General features: G+C 68.4%; 17 protein-coding genes. 7 read left to right on the top strand and 10 right to left on the bottom strand.

Going from position 1 to position 22,340, the window contains the following annotated elements; genetic code table 11:
• Position 1: 1 nt before the first annotated feature.
• The 4 genes from ABE485_RS27785 to ABE485_RS27770 are packed head-to-tail and all read right to left on the bottom strand — an operon-like array spanning position 2 to position 4,553.
• On the bottom strand, positions 2-1,543 hold the full coding sequence (locus ABE485_RS27785) for a mannitol dehydrogenase family protein (RefSeq protein ID WP_346518481.1): 1,542 nt from the start codon (positions 1,541-1,543) through the stop codon (positions 2-4).
• Positions 1,531-2,742, bottom strand: coding sequence for a D-mannonate dehydratase ManD (gene manD / locus ABE485_RS27780; RefSeq protein ID WP_346518480.1), 1,212 nt, complete (start codon positions 2,740-2,742; stop codon positions 1,531-1,533). The genes ABE485_RS27785 and manD overlap by 13 nt, the downstream gene beginning before the upstream one ends.
• A gap of 51 nt (positions 2,743-2,793) precedes the next feature.
• Positions 2,794-3,831 carry an L-idonate 5-dehydrogenase gene (locus tag ABE485_RS27775; RefSeq protein ID WP_346518479.1) on the bottom strand — a complete coding sequence of 346 codons (1,038 nt, stop codon included), beginning with the start codon at positions 3,829-3,831 and terminating at the stop codon, positions 2,794-2,796.
• Complete coding sequence (locus tag ABE485_RS27770; RefSeq protein WP_346518478.1) at positions 3,831-4,553, bottom strand: FadR/GntR family transcriptional regulator; 723 nt, start codon at positions 4,551-4,553, stop codon at positions 3,831-3,833. The genes ABE485_RS27775 and ABE485_RS27770 overlap by 1 nt, the downstream gene beginning before the upstream one ends.
• A gap of 148 nt (positions 4,554-4,701) precedes the next feature.
• Here ABE485_RS27770 and iaaH point away from each other — a divergent pair, with 148 nt between their 5' ends.
• Positions 4,702-6,159 (top strand): indoleacetamide hydrolase, encoded by a 1,458-nt coding sequence (gene iaaH, locus ABE485_RS27765; RefSeq protein ID WP_346518477.1) that lies wholly within the window; start codon positions 4,702-4,704, stop codon positions 6,157-6,159.
• Here iaaH and metH read toward each other — a convergent pair.
• A complete protein-coding gene (gene metH, locus ABE485_RS27760; protein WP_346518476.1) occupies positions 6,156-9,929 on the bottom strand; it encodes a methionine synthase in 3,774 nt (1,257 codons plus the stop codon). The genes iaaH and metH overlap by 4 nt on opposite strands.
• A gap of 445 nt (positions 9,930-10,374) precedes the next feature.
• Between metH and ABE485_RS27755 the strand changes: the two genes are divergently transcribed.
• The 6 genes from ABE485_RS27755 (at position 10,375) to ABE485_RS27730 (ending at position 17,481) form a co-directional block, all read left to right on the top strand.
• Complete coding sequence (locus ABE485_RS27755; RefSeq protein WP_346518475.1) at positions 10,375-12,420, top strand: TonB-dependent receptor; 2,046 nt, start codon at positions 10,375-10,377, stop codon at positions 12,418-12,420.
• A 53-nt stretch (positions 12,421-12,473) separates the two neighbouring features.
• Positions 12,474-13,424 (top strand): cobalamin-binding protein, encoded by a 951-nt coding sequence (locus ABE485_RS27750; RefSeq protein ID WP_346518474.1) that lies wholly within the window; start codon positions 12,474-12,476, stop codon positions 13,422-13,424.
• A 151-nt stretch (positions 13,425-13,575) separates the two neighbouring features.
• Positions 13,576-14,379, top strand: coding sequence for a thiazole synthase (locus ABE485_RS27745; protein ID WP_346518473.1), 804 nt, complete (start codon positions 13,576-13,578; stop codon positions 14,377-14,379).
• Entirely contained in the window at positions 14,376-15,218 is an 843-nt protein-coding gene (gene thiD, locus ABE485_RS27740) for a bifunctional hydroxymethylpyrimidine kinase/phosphomethylpyrimidine kinase (protein WP_346518472.1), read from the top strand. The genes ABE485_RS27745 and thiD overlap by 4 nt, the downstream gene beginning before the upstream one ends.
• 170 nt (positions 15,219-15,388) lie before the next feature.
• Positions 15,389-16,069 (top strand): protein-L-isoaspartate O-methyltransferase family protein, encoded by a 681-nt coding sequence (locus ABE485_RS27735; protein WP_346518471.1) that lies wholly within the window; start codon positions 15,389-15,391, stop codon positions 16,067-16,069.
• An 80-nt stretch (positions 16,070-16,149) separates the two neighbouring features.
• Positions 16,150-17,481, top strand: a complete 1,332-nt coding sequence (locus tag ABE485_RS27730; RefSeq protein ID WP_346518470.1) for a TolC family outer membrane protein — start codon at positions 16,150-16,152, stop codon at positions 17,479-17,481.
• A 162-nt stretch (positions 17,482-17,643) separates the two neighbouring features.
• Here ABE485_RS27730 and ABE485_RS27725 read toward each other — a convergent pair whose 3' ends face one another.
• From ABE485_RS27725 to ABE485_RS27705, 5 genes are all read right to left on the bottom strand, one after another.
• The gene (locus tag ABE485_RS27725) at positions 17,644-18,132 is read right to left on the bottom strand and encodes an adenylyltransferase/cytidyltransferase family protein (protein WP_346518469.1); all 489 of its coding nucleotides are present in this window, start codon (positions 18,130-18,132) and stop codon (positions 17,644-17,646) included.
• Between the two features lie 19 nt (positions 18,133-18,151).
• Complete coding sequence (locus ABE485_RS27720; RefSeq protein ID WP_346518468.1) at positions 18,152-19,030, bottom strand: ferritin-like domain-containing protein; 879 nt, start codon at positions 19,028-19,030, stop codon at positions 18,152-18,154.
• A 182-nt stretch (positions 19,031-19,212) separates the two neighbouring features.
• Positions 19,213-20,766 (bottom strand): ubiquinone biosynthesis regulatory protein kinase UbiB, encoded by a 1,554-nt coding sequence (gene ubiB, locus ABE485_RS27715; protein ID WP_346518467.1) that lies wholly within the window; start codon positions 20,764-20,766, stop codon positions 19,213-19,215.
• A 3-nt stretch (positions 20,767-20,769) separates the two neighbouring features.
• A complete protein-coding gene (locus ABE485_RS27710) occupies positions 20,770-21,408 on the bottom strand; it encodes a ubiquinone biosynthesis accessory factor UbiJ (protein WP_346518466.1) in 639 nt (212 codons plus the stop codon).
• Between the two features lie 180 nt (positions 21,409-21,588).
• The coding region (locus ABE485_RS27705; protein ID WP_346518465.1) for a Tim44 domain-containing protein at positions 21,589-22,340 on the bottom strand (752 nt) is incomplete at its 5' end.

Below are 22,340 nucleotides of genomic sequence, written 5' to 3'. Positions count from 1 at the left end.
TTCAGCGCGGCGGCGGGTACAGCGCGTCCAGCGCCCCCGCCACGCCCAGGCTGCGCAGCGACTGCGCGGCCTGCGCCACCGCCCGCACGAAGCGCGCGTCCCGGCCCAGGTCGCCGAACACGGCCGCCAGGCCCGTCAGCGCGCCCGTCCACGCCAGCATTGCCGACGGCCCTTCGCCCGCCTGCCGCGCCGCCTGTTCGGCCTGCGCGTGTCGCTCGGCCAGCGCCTCGGCCATCGGATCCTGGATGTCGTAGCGGCGTCCGGCCTGGTCCGCGCCGCGCAGGTAATGCAGCCAGCCGGCCACCGCCAGGGCCAGCCCCGGCATGGGCAGGCCCGTCGCCAGGCGCGCACGCGCCGTATCCAGCAGGCGCTGCGGCAGCTTCTGCGAGCCGTCCATCGCAATCTGCCGGGTCTGGTGCCTGAGCGCCGGATTGGCGAAACGCCGCAGCAGGCCCTCCCGGTACTGCGCCAGATCCAGCCCCGGCAGCGCCGGCAGGGTGGGCTCGATTTCCGTGCGCATCAGTTCACGCAGGTAGCGCGCAACGCCGGGTTGCGCGAGGGCCTCGTCCACCGTGGACCAGCCCGCCATCACCGCCAGGTAGGCCAGGGCCGAATGCGCGCCGTTGACCATGCGCAGCTTCAGCGTTTCGAACGGCGCGGCATCGGCCACGAAGCGCGCCCCGCCCGCCGTCCAGTCCGGGCGTCCCGCCGCATAGCGGTCCTCGATCACCCATTCCAGGTAGGGCTCGGCCAACACCGGCCAGGCATCGCGCACGCCCAGCGCTTCAGCGATTTCCTGCCGGTCCGCATCGGTCGTGCGCGGCACGATGCGGTCCACCATCGAACACGGAAACGCGCAGCCATCGGCGATCCAGTCCGCCAGACCCACGTCTGCACGGGCCGCGAACGCCAGCACCATGCCGCGCAGCAGCCGGCCGTTGGCGGGAAGATTGTCCAGCGACATCAGGGTCACGGGCCCCAGCCCCGCCGACCGCCGCCGCTGCAGGCCCCGGACCAGAAAGCCGATGGCGCTGCGCGGCGCTTGCGGCTGCGCAAGGTCATGGACGATGTCGGGATGGGCAAGGTTCAGCCGCCCGCTCGCCGGGTCGTGGCAATAGCCCTTTTCGGTGACCGTGACGCTCACGATGCGCGTGTCCGGGCTGGCGATGCGCGCCAGCACGGCCTGCGGGTCCTCGGGCGCCACCAGGATTTCCAGCAGGCAGCCGACCACGCCCAACTGCTGGCGCGGCCGGCCATGCTCATCGGCGCTGCGAAGCGACAGCGCATACAGGCCGTCCTGCGGCGCGAGCGCATCGCGCGTGTCCGGCTGGCGCAAGGACACGCCGCAGATGCCCCAGCCCGTATCGGCGCCCGCGCGCAACGCGGCGTCGTTCACCGCCGCCAGGTGGGCCCGCGCGAAGGCGCCCAGGCCCAGATGCACGATGCCCGGCCTGAGCGCGGACCGGTCATACCCGGGACGCCCCACCTCCGCCGGCAGCGCCGGCAGGCCGGCCGCATGCAGGCGGCCCGCTACCAGTTCCATAGCGTGCCGTCGTGCTGCAGGCGGTTCACCGGCAGGTAGGCACGCTGGTACGGATACCGGGCGGCCAGGGCTTCATCGATATCGACGCCGTGGCCGGGCGCGTCGCCCGGATACAGCATGCCCTGCTCGAAGGTATAGGCATGGGGGAACACGGCGTCCGTTTCCTCGGTATGGCGCATGTACTCCTGGATGCCGAAGTTCGGCACCCACAGGTCGAAGTGCAGCGCCGCGCCCATGCAGACCGGCGACAGGTCGGTGGCGCCGTGGCAGCCGGTGCGCACCTGATAAAGAGAGGCCAGGTCGGCGATGCGGCGCAGGTGCGTGATGCCGCCGGCGTGGACTACCGTGGTGCGGATGTAGTCGATGAGCTGGTTCTGCACCAGGTCCTTGCAGTCCCAGATGGTGTTGAAGATCTCGCCCACCGCGAGCGGCGTGGTGGTGTGCTGCCGGATCAGGCGGAACGCCTCCTGGTTCTCGGCCGGGGTGGCGTCCTCCATCCAGAACAGGCTGTAGGGTTCCAGCGACTTGCCCAGCCGGCCGGCCTCGATGGGCGTCAGCCGATGATGCACGTCATGCAGCAGGTGATGCTCGAAGCCCAGCTTCTCGCGGATACGCTCAAACAGCAGGGGCGCATGGCGCAGGTATTTTTCGGTGGACCAGTCGTGCTCGCTGGGCAGGTCGGCGTCGGCCGGTTCGTAGAACAGGCTGCCGCGCCCCACGCCGTACACCTTTTCCAGCCCCGGCACGCCGCTTTGCGCGCGGATGGCGCGATAGCCCATGTCGGCGTAGCGCAGCACCTCGTCCACGGTGTGCTCGATGTCCGATCCGTTGGCGTGGCCATACACCATCACGCCGCTGCGGCTCTTGCCGCCCAGAAGCTGATAGAGCGGCAGCCCCGCGGCCTTGGCCTTCAGGTCCCACAGCGCCGTGTCCACGCCCCCGATGGCGGTCATGGTGACGGGCCCGCGCCGCCAGTAGGCGCCCTTGTACAGGTACTGCCAGATGTCCTCGATCTGATGCGCATCCCGCCCGATCAGGCAGGGAATCACATGTTCGGTCAGGTAGGCGGCCACCGCCAGTTCGCGCCCGTTCAGCGTGGCGTCGCCGATGCCGGTCAGCCCCTGGTCGGTTTCGATCTTCAGGGTCACGAAGTTGCGGCCCGGAGAACAGACAATCACGCGTGCATTCGTAATCTTCATCTTGGACTTCCGGCTACAGGGAAAGGAAGGCCGCGCGCGGCGGCCCGCGGGTCAGAACGTCACCATCACTTTCATCGCCTGCTGGCGGTCGCCCGCCAGCGCAAAGGCGTCATGCACGCGCGCCACCGGCACCGCCGCCGTCAGCAGCGGCGACACGTCCAGCAGGCCCCGGCTCAGGCAATCGACGGCCATGGCGTATTCGTCCACGAAGCGGAAGCTGCCGATGCACGACAGGCTCTTCACCATGATCTGGTTGAACGGGCAATGTTCGCTGCTGCCGCCGAGCGTGCCGACGGTGACGACCACGCCGCGCGGACGCGCGGCGCGCAGGCAGCTCGCCAATCCCGCGTAGCTGCCTGAGGCCTCGAAGCAGACGTCCACCGAGCCCTTGCCCGCGGCCAGTTCGTCCAGCGCGCCCGGATCCGTGGCGGCGTTGATGGTGCGCGTCGCGCCCACGCGGGCGCAGGCCGCCAGCGTCTGGTCCACGATGTCCACCGCGATGACGCGGCTGGCGCCCGCCAGGCGCGCGGCCATCACGATCAGCGCGCCGATGGGGCCGGCGCCGACCACCATGGCGATCTTGCCCAGCATCGGCCCCGCGCTGCGCACCGCATGCAGGGCGACAGCCAGCGGCTCGCCGAAGGCGGCCAGCTCGAAAGACAGGGTATCGGGCACCGGCACGCACTGCCGTTCCTGCACGACGACCTCTTCGCGCATCGCGCCCTGCATGTGCGGATAGCGGCTGGCGCTGCCGAAGAAATGCACGGATTCGCAGTGATTGGAATCGCCCTGTCGGCAATAGCGGCACACGCCGCAGGTGCGCGCCGGATCCAGCGCGACGCGATCGCCGGGCTTGACTGACGTGACGTCCGCGCCCACCTCCAGCACCTGGCCGGACGCCTCGTGGCCGGGCGTCAGCGGCTCGCGGATGACGAAATCCCCCACCCTGCCGTGCCGGAAATAATGCAGGTCCGACCCGCAGATGCCGACGGCCTTGATGCCGACGCGCACCTGCGACGGCCCCAGAGGCAGGGGGTCCAACTGGTCCAGGCGCAGGTCCTGCGCCCCGTGGATCATGCAGTTCAGCATCAGCGCCACCCCTGTGCGAATTCGCCGATCACCCGCTCAAGGTGATCGCGCATGGCCTGCCGCGCGCCCGGCGCGTCGCGCGCCACCAGCGCGCCGAAGATGCGCTGGTGATCCGCCTGCGACGCCTGGCGCAAGGCCTGCGTGTGGAAATGCTGCTCGATCTTTTCCCAGATCGGGCCCTGAGCCTGCTCCCACATCGACGTCACCGTGGCCAGCAGCACGCTGTTGCCCGTGGACTGCGCTATGCACAGGTGAAAGCGCCGGTCGGCTTCGGCATTTGCAGCCTTGTCCGTCATCTGGTCGCGCATGGCGGTCAGCGCCTCGAAGATGCGGTCCAGGTCCGCATCGCTGCGGGTGGTCGCCGCCAGCGCGGCGATCTCGGACTCGATCAGGCAGCGCGCGCGCAGCAGTTCGAACGGGCCGGCGCCCGGTTCCTGCATCGCCGGCGGGCTGACGGCGACCGGTTCGCAGACATAGATGCCCGAACCGCCGCGCACCTCGACCACGCCCTGCAGTTCCAGCGCGATGATGGCTTCGCGCACGGACGTGCGGCTGACGTCGAAGCGCTCGGCCAGCGCGCGCTCGGCCGGCAGGCGCTGGCCGACGGCAAATTCGCCCTGCGCCACAAGCGCGTGGATCTGGGCGGCCAGCCGCACATAGCCGCGGTCCGGCGCGGGCCGGCCGGTTGGGACGTCGGGCTTGGACAGCGGTTGCAACGTCATGGCGCCTCAAATTGGTTAGACCAAATCGTATTTGGTCCACCAATTTTCGCCATCGTGGTTTTCCACTATGCCTCGCGCGGACCGCCCTCGACAGGCCGGGCGGCGGCCATGTATAGATACGGATCGACCGACAGCCAAGGAAAGCCCCATGCCCAGCACGACCGTCCAGCCCTTGCCGTCCGCCCTGGCGGACCTGACCGTCGCCGACGCGGCGGCCCTGATCCGCGAGGACCGGCTCACCAGCCTGGCGCTGACCCAGGCGTGCCTGGACCGCATCGACGCCCGCCAGGATCTCAATGCCTTCATCACCGTCGACCGCGAGGGCGCGCTGGCGCAGGCGCGCGCCTGCGATGCGGCGCCCGGCACCGGGCCGCTGCACGGCGTGCCCATCGCGATCAAGGACAACATCCACGTCGCCGGCCTGCCCAACACGGCCGGCACGCCCGCGCTGCGGAACTTCCGACCCGCCCTGGACGCGCCCGTCGTGCAACGGCTGCGCGAGGCCGGCGCCGTCATACTCGGCAAGACCAACATGCATGAACTGGCGTTCGGCGTGTCCGGCTACAACACGGCCTTTCCCGGCCCGCACGGCGAGGGCACGCGCAACGCCTACGACGCCAGCCTGATCGCCGGCGGCTCTTCGTCGGGCAGCGGGGCGGCCGTGGGCGCGCGCCTGGCGCCCGCGGCCCTGGGCACCGACACCGGCGCGTCGGTGCGCCTGCCCGCCTCGGTCAACGGGGCGGCCGGCTTTCGCCCGACCGTGGGCCGGTACGACGGCGCGGGCATCACGCCGATCTCGCACACCCGCGACACGCCCGGCCCCATCGCCAACAGCATGGCGGATATCGTGCTGCTGGACGCCGTGCTCACGGGCCAGACACAGGCGCTGGAACCCCTGCCGGCCGCGGGCATCCGCCTGGGCCTGGCCGGTTATTTCTGGGCCGATCTGGACCCCGAGGTAAAGGCCGTGGCAACCGCCGCGCTGGATCAGCTGCGCGCGGCCGGCGTGCAGCTGGTGGACCTGGACATGCCCGACCTGCCCGCCGCCAACGCGGCCGTGGGCATGCCGCTATGTCTGTACGAACAGAAGCCCGATCTCACGGCCTATCTGGCGCGCTATCACGCAGGCGTGAGCTTTGACGAGGTGGTCGCGCAGATCTCCAGCCCCGACGTGAAGGGCATCTTCGACAACCTGATCGTGCCGGGCGTGCTGCCCACGCCCGACGGCCAGCTTCTGGCTTTGGCGCCGCTGTACGAACGCGCCATCGCGGGCGGCCGCCGCGAACTCATCGACGTCTACCGCCGCGCATTCCAGGAACATGAACTGGACGGCCTGCTGTTCCCGACCGTGCCGGTCCCGCCGCCGCCTGCCACGCCCGACGCCAGCAGTTTCGAAACCTTCGCCCGCCTGGCGCGCAACGTGGACCCCGGCAGCAACGCGGGCCTGCCCGGCCTGAGCGTGCCGGCAGGGCTGTCGGCGCAGGGCCTGCCGGTGGGATTGGAGATCGACGGCCTGCCGGGCGAGGACCGCAAGGTGCTCGCGATCGGCGTGGCCGTCGAGAAGATACTGGGGCGCATCGCGGCGCCCCCCGCGCCGGACCGCTAGCCCAGGTTCGGCGCCAGCGTGCGCTTCAGGTCCTCGAGGCTGCGGCCGCTGCGGCGGGCGTAGTCTTCGAGCTGGTCCTGGCCGATGATGCCCACGTTGAAGTACTGCGACTGCGGGTGGCTGAAGTAGAAGCCCGACACGCTGGACGCGGGATACATCGCATAGCTGTCGGTCAGCATCATGCCGATGTCCTCGCCGTCCAGCACGCGGAACATGTCCGTTTTCACCACGTGCTCCGGGCAGGCCGGATAGCCCGGCGCCGGGCGGATGCCCACGTACTTCTCGGCGATCATGTCCTCGTTGGACAGGGCCTCGTCCGCCGCGTAGCCCCACAGGTCCTGGCGCACGCGCGCATGCAGGCATTCCGCGAAGGCTTCCGCCAGGCGGTCCGCCAGCGACTTGAGCATGATGCTGGAGTAGTCGTCCAGCGCCTTTTCGAATTCGGCTTCCTTCTTTTCGATGCCCAGGCCGGCCGTGACCGCGAACATGCCGATGTAGTCGAGCTTGCCGCTGGACTTGGGCGCGATGAAGTCGGACAGCGACTTGTTGCTGACGCCTTCGCGCTTGGCCCCCTGCTGGCGCAGGTTGCGGTACGTGAACAGCACTTCGCTGCGGGTCTCGTCCTTGTAGACCTCGATGTCTTCGTCGTTGACGCTGTTGGCCGGGTAGAAACCGACCACGCCGTTGGCGGTGAGCCAGCGGCCCTCGACGATGCGCTTCATCATCGCCTGGCCGTCGGCAAAGACCTTGCGTGCCTGCTCGCCCACCACCTTGTCTTCCAGGATGGCGGGGAACGGGCCGAACAGGCTCCACGTCTGGAAGAACGGGCCCCAGTCCACGTACTTCGCGATCTCGGCCAGGTCGTAGCTCTTGAACGTGCGGCGGCCGATGAACTTGGGGCGAGGCGGGGTGTAGCTGTCCCAGTCGATCGCCGGGCGCGAGGCGCGGGCCTCGGCCAGCGGCAGGATGGGCGTCGCCTTGCGGTTGGCGTGGCGGCGGCGCACGTCCTCGTATTCCTCGGCCAGTTCCGCCAGGTAGGCTTCCGACTGGTCCGACATCAGGCTGGTGGCCACGCCCACTGAACGGCTGGCGTCCGGCACATAAATGACCGGCCCCTCGTAGTTGGGCGCGATCTTCACGGCGGTGTGCACGCGGCTGGTGGTGGCGCCGCCGATCATCAGCGGCACCTTGCGGCTGCGGAAATACTCGTCGCGCTGCATTTCGGACGCCACGTAGGCCATCTCTTCGAGGCTGGGCGTGATCAGGCCGGACAGGCCGACGATGTCGGCGTTTTCTTCCTTGGCCTTTTCCAGGATCTGCGCGCAGGGCACCATCACGCCCATGTTCACGACTTCGAAGTTATTGCACTGCAGGACCACCGACACGATGTTCTTGCCGATGTCGTGCACGTCGCCCTTGACGGTGGCGATGACTATCTTGCCCTTGGCGCGCACGTCGCCGCCCGCGGCCGCGATCTGGCGCTTTTCTTCCTCGATGAACGGAATCAGGTGCGCCACCGCCTGCTTCATCACGCGCGCGGATTTCACCACCTGCGGCAGGAACATCTTGCCTTCGCCGAAGAGGTCGCCCACGACGTTCATGCCGTCCATCAGCGGGCCTTCGATCACTTCGATCGGGCGGCCGCCGCGCGCGGCGATCTTCTGGCGGACCTCTTCCGTGTCTTCCACGATGAAAGCGGTGATGCCGTGCACCAGCGCGTGCGACAGGCGCTGCTCGACCTCGGCATTGCGCCAGACCAGGTCTTCTTCCTTCTTTGCGCCCGACCCCTTCACGCTGTCGGCGAACTGCACCAGGCGCTCGGTGGGCGTGCGCTCGTCGTCGGCTTCGGTCTTGCCGACGGGCTCGGCGCGGTCCAGCACCACGTCTTCCACCAGGTCGCGCAGCTTGGGATCCAGATCGGCGTACACGCCCAGCTGGCCGGCGTTGACGATGCCCATCGTCATGCCTTCCTTCACGGCGTAATACAGGAACACGGTGTGGATGGCCTCGCGCATCGGCTCGTTGCCGCGGAACGAGAAGCTGACGTTGGACACGCCGCCCGAAATGCGGGCGTGGGGCAGGTTCTGGCGGATCCAGCGCGTGCCTTCGATGAAGTCCACCGCGTAGTGGTTGTGCTCGTCGATGCCGGTGGCGACCGCGAAGACGTTCGGGTCGAAAATAATGTCTTCCGGCGGGAAGCCTTCTTCTTCGACCAGGATCTTGTAGGCGCGGCCGCAGATTTCCTTGCGGCGCTCCAGCGTGTCGGCCTGGCCCTGTTCATCGAACGCCATCACCACCACGGCCGCGCCGTAGCGGCGGCACAGGCGCGCGTGGTGGCGGAAGGGCTCCAGCCCTTCCTTCATGGAGATGGAGTTCACCACCGCCTTGCCCTGCACGCACTTCAGGCCGGTCTCGATGACTTCCCACTTGGAGCTGTCGATCATGACCGGCACGCGGGCGATGTCGGGCTCGGACGCGATCAGGTTCAGGAAGCGGTGCATGCAGGCCACCGAATCCAGCATGGCCTCGTCCATGTTGATGTCGATGATCTGCGCGCCGTTCTCGACCTGCTGGCGGGCCACCGCCAGCGCCTCGTCGTATTTCTCTTCGCGGATCAGGCGCGCGAACATCTTGCTGCCCGTCACGTTGGTGCGTTCGCCCACGTTGACGTACAGGGTGTCCTCGTCGATGTTCAGCGCTTCCAGGCCCGACAGGCGGGTCTTGACCGGGATGTCGGGCACGACGCGCGGCGTCAGCGCCGTGACTTTGTCGGCGATCGCGCGGATGTGGTCGGGCGTGGTGCCGCAGCAGCCGCCCGACATGTTCACCAGGCCGGCGCGGGCGAATTCCTCGAGCAGCGCGGACGTATCGGCCGGCGTCTCGTCAAAGCCCGTCTCGGCCATCGGGTTGGGCAGTCCGGCGTTGGGATACACGCAGACGTAGGTGTCGCAGATCTTGGACAGCTCGGCCACGTACGGGCGCATCAGCGCGGCGCCCAGCGCGCAATTCAGGCCGATGGTGACCGGGCGCGCGTGGCGCACCGAGTTCCAGAAGGCCTCGACCGTCTGGCCGGAAAGAATGCGGCCGGAGGCGTCGGTCACGGTGCCCGAGATCATCACCGGCAGGCGGATGCCGCGCTGCTCGAAGACTTCCTCGGTGGCGAAGATGGCGGCCTTGGCGTTCAGCGTGTCGAAGATGGTTTCGATCAGGACGATGTCGATGCCGCCGTCCAGCAGGCCGTTGAGCTGCTCTATATACGCGACGCGCAGTTCGTCGAAGGTGACGTTGCGCGCGCCCGGATCGTTCACGTCCGGCGAGATGGAGGCGGTCTTGGGCTGCGGGCCCAGCGCGCCGGCCACGAAGCGCGGCTTGTCGGGCGTGCTGTAGGCGTCACAGGCCTCGCGCGCCAGCTTGGCCGACACCAGGTTCAGTTCGTAGGCCAGTTCCGGCAGGTCGTAGTCGCCCTGGGCGATGGTGGTGGCGCCGAAGGTGTTGGTCTCGATGACGTCGGCGCCCGCCTCCAGGTATTGGCGGTGGATCTCGGAGATCACGTCCGGCCGCACCAGCGACAGCAGCTCGTTGTTGCCCTTCACGTCCTTGCCGTGATCGGCGAAGCGCTCGCCGCGGAAGTCCGCCTCGCCCAGCTTGTAGCGCTGGATCATGGTGCCCATGGCGCCGTCCAGGATCAGGATGCGCTTGCCCAAGAGGCGCGCGAATTCGCCGCCCTGGGTATAGGCTTCGGGAGGGTACGGCAGACGGGGATACGACACGATCAGGTCCAAATGGGTTGGCCACGGCGGCGCGGATGTGGCTAAAAAGCGAAAAATGCCGAAAAAACAAGCCCTGATCGTAACAAAATGGGCCTTCGCGCGCCTCGCGGTGATACAGTTTCGGCCCCGAACCGGTGCTTTCGGCGCATATTGCCGGGCAAGAACGCAACACTTGCCCGCCGCGCGCGAAAGGTAAACGGGAAACAGGAAGACGCCCGCCAGGACCGCCGCGCCGCCCACAAGGCCCGCGCGACAGCCCGGCGTCCAGCCTGTGCTGCCCCCGCAACGGTCCCCATGCGCGCATTGCGCCCATGGCAGCCCGATACCGGCCAGTTCGCTCGTCAGGATGCCCCTTGAACCCCGCCCGGCCGCACGGCCCGGCGCCTGGACATCCTCCCCCATCGTGAATGGCCTGCGGGGTCGCGGGCCGCTTCGAGGTATGTAGATGAAAGCCCGCTCCATCCGGCGCTATGCCGGCGCCCTGCTCTGTTCCGCCCCGGCCATCGCCGCCGCCCAGCAGACCGCTCCCGCCCCTTCCGAACTGGACAGCATCACCGTCACCGCCCAGCGCGTGCCCACCGACGGCCGCACGCTGCCGGTGTCGATCTCGGTCATCACCGCCCAGGACATCGCGGCCAGCAGCGCCCGCACCATGCAGGACCTGCTGTCGACGCAGGCCGGCATCAACCTGATCAACACCACCAGCTCCAGCGACAACGCCATCGTCGACCTGCGCGGCTTCGGCATCACCGGCGCCAGCAATACGCTGATCCTGATCGACGGCGTCAAGCAGAACACCAACGACCTGTCGGCGCCCAGCCTGGGCGTGGTGCCGCTGGACCAGGTCGAGCGCATCGAGATCGTGCGCGGCAGCGGTTCCGTGCAATACGGCGGCGGCACCACCGGCGGCGTCATCAACATCATCACGAAGTCGGATTTCTCGAAGGAACCGGTGACCGCCCGCGCCACCGCCACCTTCGGCAGCTACGGCCTGCGCCAGTACGACGCCGCCGTCGCCATGAACAACGAGAAGGTGGGCGTCGACGCCTACATGCAGTCGCTGCACAGCGACGGCTACCGCGACAACAGCGGCGAGCGCCGCGAAGGCGGCGGCGGCGGCATCACGTTCCGCCACGACGACGGCTCGATCCGCCTGTACGGCCGCACCACCACGCAGAAGCTGGAGCTGCCCGGCCCGCGCACGATCAACCCGTTCACGGGCGTGAACGAATTCCAGGACGACCCGCGCGGCTCGAAGAACGACGTCGACTACGTCAAGACCACGACCACCACGTTCGGGCTGCAGCTCGAGCAGGCCATCGGCGCCGGCGTCCTGTACTCGGACCTGTCGACCCGCGAAAAGAAGCTCAGCGGCCTGACCTACGACGGTTTCGGCGACACGCTGCGCGACCAGAAGCTGGAAGAGAATATCGCCAGCGTGCGCTACCGCCTGCCGATCAACGGCGGCCACAGCGTCGTCTTCGGCGCCGACGCGCAGGAAGCCAAGACCACGGCCAACCAGAACGCCTACTACGACTTCGAGCCGTCCAAGTGGCAGTCGCGCCAGCACCAGTACGGCCTGTTCGCCGAAGGCCAGATCCGCGCCACCGACAGCACCTACGTGACGATGGGCGTGCGCCGCCAGTACGCGTCCGACGACCTGGACGTGATCACGGGCTCGGGTACGCCATCCGACCGCAGCAACCACCTGACCGCCTGGCAGTTCGGCGTGCGCCAGGACCTGTCCGGCGGCTTCGGCGTGTACGGCAAGGTCGGCCGCAGCTTCCGCCTGCCCAACGCCGACGAACTGCTGTCGGTCCAGTCGCCGCTGGCGCCCCAGACGTCCACCGACAAGGAAGTGGGCGTCACCTGGCAGTCGGCCACCAGCAGCGCGCGCCTGTCGTACTTCCACTATGACCTGACCAACGAAATCCAGTACAACCCGCTGGCCGACGGCCTGTGGGGTCCGGGCACCGGCGCCAACACCAACCTGGATCCGACCCGCCGCCAGGGCATCGAGCTGGAAGGCCACACCGCCATTTCCAGCAGCCTGACCCTGGACGCCAACCTGACCTGGATGGAAGCGCAATTCCGTTCCGGCACCTACGCGGGCGTGGACCTGGCGGGCAAGACCGTGCCGCTGGCGCCGAAGTGGCTGGCCAACGCCGGCGTGACCTGGCGCCCCACCGACGCCTTCCTGTGGAACGTGTCGGCGCAGTATGTGGGCAAGTCGCGCATGGACAACGACCAGGCCAACCAGTTCGACAAGCAGCTGGACGCCTACGTGCTGTTCAACACCAAGCTGGCCTACAAGTTCACCCGCAACATCGAAGGCGCGGTGGGCGTGAACAACATTTTCGACCGCCAGTACGCCACCTACGGCATCCGCGGCGGCAATGCGTCGTTCGAAATGCTGGGCCCGGTCGCCAACTACAGCCTGTACCCCGCCCCCGGCCGCAACTTCTACGCGTCGCTCACGCTGCGCTACTGATTGCCGCCTTCCGATATAGTCGGCGTGGCCCGCCGACCTTATCGAGACTCCGCATGACTCCCCACCGCGCCCTGAAGACCGCCGGACTGACGCTGATGCTGGCGTTGGGCCCGGCGCTCGCCCACGGGGCGCCGGCGGGGCCGGATGCCGCTCGGGCGGACCCCGCACGGGCGGGCCCCGCAAGCGCGGACCCCGCCATCCACGTCCGGGATGATCGGGAACGCAGCGTCATCCTGGCCGCGCCCGCGCGCCGCGCCGTCACGCTGGCGCCGCACGCGACCGAACTCGTCTACGCCGCCGGCGCGGGCAGCCACCTCGTCGGCACCGTGCGCGGCAGCGACTACCCGCCCGCGGCGCGCGCGCTGCCCGTCATCGGCGACGGCACGCAGCCGGACGCCGAGCGCGTGGCGGCCGCCCGCCCCGACCTGCTGATCGCCTGGCAGCCGTCCGCCGCCGAACCGCTGGTGCGCGTCATGGACAAGCTGGGCGTGCCCGTGTTCTACAGCGATCCCCTGACGCTGGCGGCCATTCCCGGCGCGGTGGAGCGCATGGGCGTCCTGTTCGGCACCGAACCCGTGGCGCGCGCGGCCGCGCAGGACATGCGCGCCCGCCTGGCGGCCCTGCAGGCCCGCTATGCCAGCCGGCGGCCGGTGCGCGTCTTCGTGCAGGCCGGCCTGGACCCCATCTACACGTTGAACGACGCCAGCATCGTCAGCGACGCGCTGCGCCTGTGCGGCGGCGTGAACGTTTTTGGACAGGCCGCCATCGTGGCGCCCCAGGTCACCCTGGAAGGCGTGCTGGCCGCCCGTCCCGAGGTCGTGCTGGCCGGCGTGGCGCGGCCCGAAGACACCCCGAAGAACCTGGCCGCGTGGCAGGCGATGGGCCTGCCGGCGGCGCGCCAGGGCCACGTCTACGGCGTCGACGCCGACGCGCTATACCGTCCCGGACCGCGGCTGATCGACGCGGCCGAGGCCATCTGCGCGGACCTGGACCGCGCGCGCTGAGGCGCCCGCTGCGCGCGCCCGGCGCAAATAGTGGAACGCGCGGGCAGGCGGCCCGCCCCTGCCCCGCCGCGTCCTGCTTTATCATTCGTGCAACAACAGCCAGTCCCCCGCGGGCCTCGCATCGTGCGCGCCCGCCCTTTGAAGCACCGCCATGACCACACAAGACACCCTCACCATCGCCGGCCGCGCCTATTCGTCGCGCCTGCTCGTCGGCACCGGCAAGTACAAGGACTTCGAACAGACCCGCGCGGCGCTGGACGCCAGCGGCACGGAAATCGTCACCGTCGCGATCCGCCGCACCAATATCGGCCAGAACGCCGGCGAACCCAACCTGCTGGACTACGTCCCGACGTCCAAGTTCACCTTGCTGCCCAACACGGCCGGCTGCTACACCGCCGACGACGCTGTGCGCACCCTGCGCCTGGCGCGCGAGCTGCTGGACGGCCATGACCTCGTGAAGCTGGAAGTGCTGGGCGATCCCCACACCCTGTTCCCCAACATGCCCGAAACCCTCAAGGCCACCAAGACCCTGGTCGACGAGGGCTTCAAGGTCATGGTCTATTGCACCGACGATCCCATCCAGTGCCGCATGCTGGAAGACATGGGCGCCGTGGCCGTCATGCCGCTGGCCTCGCTGATCGGCTCGGGCATGGGCATCCTGAACCCCTGGAACCTGCGCCTCATCATCGACCAGGCCCGCGTGCCGGTCGTGGTCGACGCCGGCGTGGGCACCGCATCGGACGCCGCCATCGCCATGGAACTGGGCTGCGACGCCGTGCTGATGAACACCGCCATCGCCGCCGCGCGCGACCCCGTCCTCATGGCCAGCGCCATGAAAAAGGGCGTCGAAGGCGGCCGCGAGGCCTTCCTGGCCGGCCGCATGCCCAAGAAGCTCTACAGCGGCGCGCCCAGCTCGCCCACCGAAGGGCTGATCACCGGCGGTCCGGCCAAATGAGCTCGCGCCAGCAGGCCGCCGGCGGCCGTCCCATTCCCAACGCGCTGACCATCGCGGGCGTCGATCCGTCCGGCGGCGCCGGCATCCTGGCCGACGTCAAGGCGATGAGCGCGCTGGGCGCCTATGGCTGCGCGGTGATCGCCGCGCTGACCGCGCAGAACACCCAGGGCGTGACCGGCATCTCCCCGGTGCCGCCCGCCTTCGTCGGCCTGCAGATCGATACGCTGTTCACCGACGTGCGCATCGACGCCGTCAAGATCGGCATGCTCGGCCAGCGGCCGGTCATCGAGGTCGTGGCGGAAAAACTGGCCAAATGGACGCCGGTCCATGTGGTGCTGGATCCCGTCATGGTCGCGAAAAGCGGCGACCTGCTGCTGGAAAACGACGCCGTGGGCGCCATGCGCGAAGCCATGCTGCCCCAGACCACCCTGCTGACGCCCAACCTGCCCGAAGCCGGCGTGCTGCTGGAAGAGCGGCCCGTCGAAACCGTCAAGGAAATGCGGCGCGTGGCCGAACGCCTGCGCAACAAGCTGGCGCATTCCGGCGAGCGCTGGGTGCTGGTCAAGGGCGGACACCTGCCCGGCAGCGAAACCATCGACCTGCTGCACGACGGCGACCGCATGATCGAGCTGCCCGGCCACCGCATCGACACGGCCAACACGCACGGCACCGGCTGCACGCTGTCGGCCGCGCTGGCCGCGCTGCTGCCTCAAATCGGGGACGTACCGGAATCCGCCAAGCGGGCCAAGGCCTACCTCACCGAGGCCATCCGCCACGCCGAGCGCCTGTCGGTGGGTTCCGGCCACGGACCGGTCCACCACTTCCACGGCTGGTGGTAAGGCCCCCGCTACGCTTGCGGCCTGGCTCCAAGCGGCGCCCCACGGGGCGCCGCCTGCATTTCGGCTCCCCCGCGCGCCGCGCCTGAAACATCTGCCTGCCCGGCGGGCCGTCACAGGACGCTACGAATCGGTACAATGGCCTGTTGATTCCTCTGTTTTTTCTGACCGTCATGAACGCTTCGACCCTGCCCGACGTAGAACAAGCCCGCTTCAATATGGTGGAACAGCAGATCCGCCCGTGGGACGTCCTGGACGCCAACGTGCTGCAAGCGCTGTTCGATGTGCGCCGCGAACAATTCGTTCCGCCGGCCCTGCGCGCCCTGGCGTTTTCCGACCTGGAACTGCCGCTCGAGATCAATGCGGTCAATACGCGTCAGACCATGCTGGCTCCCAAGGTGGAAGCACGCCTGGCGCAGGAACTGCTCCTGACCAAATCCGACTGCGTGCTGGAAATCGGCACGGGTTCCGGCTACCAGGCCGCCCTGCTGGGCTACCTGGCGCAACAGGTCACCTCGGTGGAAATCGACAGCCGCCTCGTGACCTTCGCGCAGCAGAACCTGCAGATGAACAACGTCACCAACGTCAAGGTTGAAACCGGCGACGCCCGCAACGGCTGGGGCTCCACCGAATACGACGCCATCCTCGTCACGGGTTCCGTGCCTGTCGTGCCCGACGCGCTCAAGTACCAGCTGCGCGTAGGCGGCCGCCTGGTCGTGATCGTGGGCCAGGCGCCCGTCATGACGGCCTGTCGCATCACCCGCACCACCGCCGCCAGCTTCGAAACCGTGAACCTCTTCGAAACGGTCATCAAGCCGTTGCGCGGCGTCGCGGTCTCGCAGTTCAAGTTCTAAACCCGCAACCCTGCCGCCCCGCGCCCGGCCCCCTTGGGGCCGGTGTCATGTCCGGCGGCCCGGCGTATCGTTGAAAGATCATGCGCGTCCGATTGCTTACGGCTTTACTGGTTTTCACCTGCGCCGCAAGCGTCGGCCCGCTGCCCGCCTCGGCGCAGAATCTCGTCCAGGTCTGGCAGGCCGCGCTGGGCAATGACCCCACCTATGCGGCCGCGCGCGCCAACTACCGCGCGGGCCTGGAAAAAGAACCCCAGGCCCGCGCGCTGCTGCTGCCGCTGATTTCGGCCGAGGCCGGCGGCGCCTACCAGGAAACCCGCAGCACCCGCGGCCTGTCCTACGCGTACAGCGGCGGACGCGGCGTCTGGGACCTGGCGCTGACCCAGCCGCTGTTCGACTGGGGCCGCTGGCAGAACTTCGAACAGTCCAAGCTCATCGTCGCCGACGTCGAAGTGCAGTTGCAGCAGGCGTTCCAGGACCTGCTGCTGCGCGTGGCGGACGCCTATTTCAACGTGCTGTACGCGCAGGACACACTCACCGCCACCGAGGCCGAAAAGGCCGCCGTGGCCGGGCAGCTCGAATCGGCCAAGCGCAACTTCGAACTTGGCAACTCAACCATCACCGACACCTACGAGGCGCAGTCGCGCTATGACCTCGTCGTCGCCCAGGAACTGCGGCTGCAGAACGACCTGGAGGTGCGCCGCGACGAACTCGCCAAGATCATCGGCACGCCGCCCGGCGCCCTGGCCGAGCTGCCCTACGGCGTGCAGCTCCCCGCACCCCAGCCCGCCCGGGTGGCCGACTGGAGCAACCAGGCCGAATCCTCCAGCCTGGAAGTGCTGCGCGCGCAACTGATGACCCGCATCGCCGGCCGCGAAATCCAGATCGCCAAGAGCGGCCACTACCCCACCCTGAACCTGCGCGCGACCAGCGGCAGCGCCAGCGACGCCGTCATGCGCAACGCGGCTCCGGGCAAGCCGATCGACAACACGATCGGCGTGGTGCTGTCGATCCCCCTGTACGCGGGCGGTGGCGTGTCATCGCAGGTCACGGAAAAGGTCCAGCTTGAACAGAAGGCGCGTTACGACTTCGAGACGGCGCGACGCCAGGCCGTCCAGGCCTCGCGCCAGTACTACACCGGCGTCACCAGCGGCCTGGCGCGTATCCAGGCGCTGGAAGCCGGCGAAAAATCCAGCCGCGCCGCCGTGGAGGCCAACCGCACGGGCTATGAGGTCGGCGTGCGCATCAACCTGGACGTGCTCAACGCCCAGCAGCAGCTTTACGCCACCCAGCGCGACCTGGCGCTGGCGCGCTACAGCACGGTGCTGGCGGGCCTGCGCCTGAAAGCCACCAGCGGCATCCTGGCCGAAGCCGACCTGGAAGCGATCAACCGGCTGCTGCGCGAGCCGCGCTGAACGCGATCCTGGCTCATCAGCAGCCCAAAGAAAAGGCGGCCTCGCGGGCCGCCTTTTTTGCATTCTGGCGTAGTTCCTGGCACATACCTCGGGGAGTCTGGCAGGAGTGCCGCACAGGTGTCAGACACCCACCGAATGGCGCCGGACGTCGCCGTATCGCATTCAGCCGCCCTGGATCTTCTTGACCAGCGCCGTCGTCGATCGCTCGAATTCGAAGGGAATCGCCACCGCGCGGCCTCCCCAGGTCTTGACCAGCGCGGTCTCGGGAAGCTTTTCCATGTCGTAGTCGCCGCCCTTGACGATCAGCTCGGGCTTGAGCTGGCCGATCAGGGCCTCGGGCGTGTCTTCGTGAAAGGACGTGACCACGGTCACGAAGCCCAGCGCCGCCAGCAGCGCGGCGCGGTCTTCCATGCGGTTCAGCGGGCGCTCGTCGCCCTTGCCCAGGCGGCGCACCGACTCATCGGTGTTCACCGCCACCACCAGGGTGGCGCCCAGCTGGGCGGCCTGGTCCAGGTAGGTGGCGTGTCCGCGGTGCAGGATGTCGAACACGCCGTTGGTGAACACCAGCGGCCGCGGGAAGCGGCCGGCGGCGACGGCGGCGACGCACTCGTCGCGGGACAGGACCTTGGATTCGAAGCGGGCGGCGGACATGCGGCGATTATAGGGGGGATCAGGCGCCGCCCAGGATGATCTGCTTTTCCTTGGGCACGATCAGCGCGGTCATTTCCTTGCGGTAGCGATTCAGGTCCTTCACGGTCTCGAAGCTGCGGTCCATCAGCTTGGAAAGGATGTGCAGGATGCGGCTGGCGACCTTCTGCTCCCAGACGCCGTCAAAGCGGATCTGCGTGTCCAGCCAGTGCTCCAGCCAACCCGGCTCGGGCAGGCGCGACTGCACCGTGTCGTTCGGAAACAGGTCTTTGTTCACGTGCAGGTTCGTCGGGTGCAGCGCCTGCTGGGTGCGGCCGGCCGAGGCCATCAGCACGCCGATCTTCGAGAACGCCAGGCGGGCCTGCTCGCTGGTGTCCTGGCCGCGGTCGTGCAGCGCACGGCGCATGTACTGCAGGTACGCACCCGCGTGACGCGCCTCGTCCTGCGCGACCGTCTTGTAGATGGCCTTGATGACGGGTTCCGTGTGCCATTCGGCCGCGCGGCGATACCAGTGGTTCAGGCGGATCTCGCCGCAGAAGTGCAGCATCAGCGTTTCAAGTTCCGGGGCCGCGTCGAATTCGAAGCGCACGTTGTGCAATTCTTCTTCCGTGGGGACCAGGTCCGGGCAAAAGCGGCGCAGGTATTCGATCAGCACCAGGGAATGCTTCTGTTCTTCGAAGAACCACACCGACATGAAGGCGCAGAAATCGCTGTCGCCGCGGTTGTCGCGCAGGAACATCTCGGTGGCCGGCAGCGCCGCCCACTCGGTGATGGCGTTCATCTTGATCGTGTGGGCCTGCTCGTCCGAGAGCTTGCTGCGGTCGAAATCGCCCCAGGGAATGTCGTGCGCCATGTTCCAGCGCACGGCTTCCATGGTCTTGAAGAGTTCAGGATAAAGCATGTTCTGCCCTTGTATTCGTCCCGCTAGTGGGGCTATGAGAATTGATGAATGGCGCGCGCGTACCGCAGGCGTGGGCGCTGCATTCCATCCACCGCAGCGCTATTTTTCGCCGTCTCCCGCGAAGCTATGATGACCGTTTCATGAATGAAACATGACAATGGTGGTCTAGATCATGGCGCCGCCTACCGTGTCAGGGCCCATATCGCGACCCCGATCGCCAGTGCCAGCACCCCAACCAGCGCTGCAACCAGCCGGTTGTTCTGCTCCTGGGCCCGGCGCAGCTGAACCATCTCGGCCAGCATTGCCGGCGAAACATTCGGACGGCTCAGGTGGTCATGGACCAGCCTGGGCAAGGCCGGCAGCATTTGCGACCACTGCGCGGCTTCTTTTTCCAGGCTTTGCCGCAGGCCCTTGAACCCGACGCGCTGGCGCATCCAGCGTTCCAGGTAGGGCTTGGCGGTCTTCCAGAGATCCAGGTTGGGATCGAGCTGGCGGCCCAATCCCTCGACGTTCAGCAACGTCTTCTGCAGCAGCACGAGCTGCGGCTGGATCTCCACGTTGAAACGGCGCGACGTCTGGAACAGCCGGAGCAGCACCTGCCCCAGCGAGATTTCCGACAGCGGCCGGTCAAAGTACGGTTCGCAGACGGCGCGCACCGCGCCCTCCAGCTCTTCCTCGCGCGTGTCGGGCGGCACCCAGCCCGATTCGATGTGCAGCTGCGCAACGCGGCGGTAGTCGCGGTGGAAGAAGGCCAGGAAATTCTGCGCCAGGTAGTTTTTGTCGAATTCGGACAGCGAGCCCACGATGCCGAAGTCCAGCGCGATGTAGCTGCCCAGCGTGTCGGGGCGGTCCGACACGTAGATGTTGCCCGGGTGCATGTCGGCGTGGAAGAAGCCGTCGGTGAATACCTGCGTGAAGAAGATCTCCACGCCGGTGCGCGCCAGCGTCGGGATGTCGATGCCGGCCGCGCGCATGCGGTCCACCTGGCCTACCGGCATGCCGTACATGCGCTGCATGGTGAAGACGGTGGAAGCCGTGTATTCCCAGATGACCTCGGGCACGATCAGCATGTCGCCACGGCCGGATTCGGGGCCGAAGTTGCGGCGCAGCTGGCTGCAGTTGGAGGCCTCGCGCACCAGGTCCAGCTCGTCGTGCAGGTACTTGTCGAACTCGGCCACGACTTCGCGCGGCTTCAGGCGGCGGCCGTCGGCGCCCAGGCGTTCGATGATGCGCGCCACGACCTTCAGGAGCGACAGGTCCTTTTCGATGATGCTCAGCATGCCGGGACGCAGCACCTTGACGGCGACCTCGCGGCCATCGTGCAGCACCGCGAAGTGGACCTGGGCGATCGAGGCCGAAGCCACCGGGTCCACCTCGAATTGCGCGAACAGCTTTTCCGGCGGCGCGCCCAGGGCCGCCTCGATGCAGGCGGCGGCCTGCGCCGACGGGAACGGCGGCACGCGGTCCTGCAACAGGGCCAGTTCGTCGGCGATGTCGGCGGGGATCAGGTCGCGGCGGGTGGAAAGCACCTGCCCGAACTTGACGAAAATGGGGCCCAGCGACTCGAGCGCCAGGCGCAGGCGCAGGCCGCGCGGCTTGCGCGGCCGAGTGCCCAGGCGGATGACGCGCAGCAGGCAGGTGGCCAGCGGGTGATTCAGGCTGGAGAGCACCAGCTCATCCAGGCCGTAGCGCAACGAGACGATGATGATGCGGAAAAGGCGCAGCAGCGGAAACATGGATCAGGCGCCCCGCTTTGCGCTGGCGGCGGCCAGACGGGTTTGAAGAGCAGTCGCCGAACGCGCCAGGGCGTCCGCGCGGTCGTTCAGGTCGGCCAGGTCCAGGCGCCACTGCTCCAGGGCGGGGCGGCCCGCCAGGACGCCGCTTTCTTCGGCCAGGTATTCCGAGACGTTCTCGGCCAGGCGCAGGCCGGCCGTGCGCGCGCCCCCCGCCACCGCGCGGGCGCCCCCCACGATGCGCAGCGCGGCGATGTCGCCCACCACGCGGGCCAGGGCGTCTTCGGGGTCCCAGCGCAATTGCTTGGACAGGTCGGCGACCACCTGGGCCAGCGCCGCGTCTCCGGAGATATGCGTCGCCTGCGCGAAATCCGGCGCCTCGCCGCCCGCCCCCAGGCGCGGCAGCGGCAGCTTTTCCGGTGCGACGGTCAGGGTGACGTCGGGCACCACGGCCGGATCGGCCTGGTCCGCCAGGCCCTCGCTGTCGATCGACAGCCCCAGCGTGAATCCGCCCATCGCGAAGCGCACCGTCTTGCCGGCGTGCCGCGCCAGGCGTTCGCGCGCCCAGTCTTCTCGCCGCAGCAGGGCGTTGAGGGCGCTTACAGCCAATCGCTTGGGAGTGGGCAGGAACGGAAGAGGCAGCATGACGGTTGCAACGGCCCGAAGGACGGGGTTGCCGGAGTTGATGGGTAAATCGGGAGTGTAACGGGTTAGATGGGTGCGCGTTTTGCGACGGCGCATGGAAAAACCGGCCCTTGAGGGGCCGGTTCGGGCGGACGCCTTGCGGCGCCCGCGGCACAGATCGGTCGAGCCGGTCCGCCAGGCTTAGCTGGCGTGCTCCACCGGGATCTGCTGGATGCCGGCCAGCAACCAGCCGCCGTTGGCAGGCTTGAACAGGTTCCAGACTTCTTCGAAGCGGAAAGCCTCGGCGCCGGGGGCTTCGCGCAGCATGCCCGAGAAGCGCACGCTGGCCAGGTGGCCGTCGGACACCGTTTCGATGCCCAGCATTTCGGCGTTCAGCAGAACGACTTCGGTCTTGTTGGGCGCCGCGCCGCGCTCGGCCAGTTGGGGCTTGAGCTCGGTGATCAGGTCATCGGTCAGGAATTCGCGCAGACCGTCGGTGCTGCCGCTGTCCCAGACGGCCTGAATGCGGACGAACTGTTCCTTGGCTTGCTTCAGGAAGTTCGGCGTATCGAAGTCGCCGGGAACGAACCAGTTGTTGTCCTCGCCGACCTTGGGCAGGACGGCCGGAGGCGCAACCGGCGCGGCGGCGACCGGCGCGGCGGGAGCCGCAGCGCCCGGCTGCAGCGTTTCACGCCACATGGGCTGCTGTTGCTGCTGGCCCGGGGCGGTGTTCCCACCGAATGCACCCTGCGTGGCCGTACGCGGACCGGCGCCGCGCAGGCGGCGGATGATGAACATGACCGCGAAGACGGCGGCGGCGATCAGCAGCGCGGACGACAGGAACTCCAGGAAGGCGCCCGACAGGCCCATGCTGGAGAGCAGCGCGGCGATGCCCAGGCCGGCGGCGATGCCGGCGATGGGGCCCAGCCAGCGCGAGGCGCCGCTCTTGGCGG

Origin of the sequence: Achromobacter spanius, from assembly GCF_039673305.1 — a bacterium.
GTDB classification, from domain to species: Bacteria; Pseudomonadota; Gammaproteobacteria; order Burkholderiales; family Burkholderiaceae_B; genus Achromobacter; species Achromobacter spanius_F.
The sequence above is the reverse complement of the archived record's forward strand: the minus strand, read 5'-3'. Positions and strand labels throughout refer to the sequence as shown.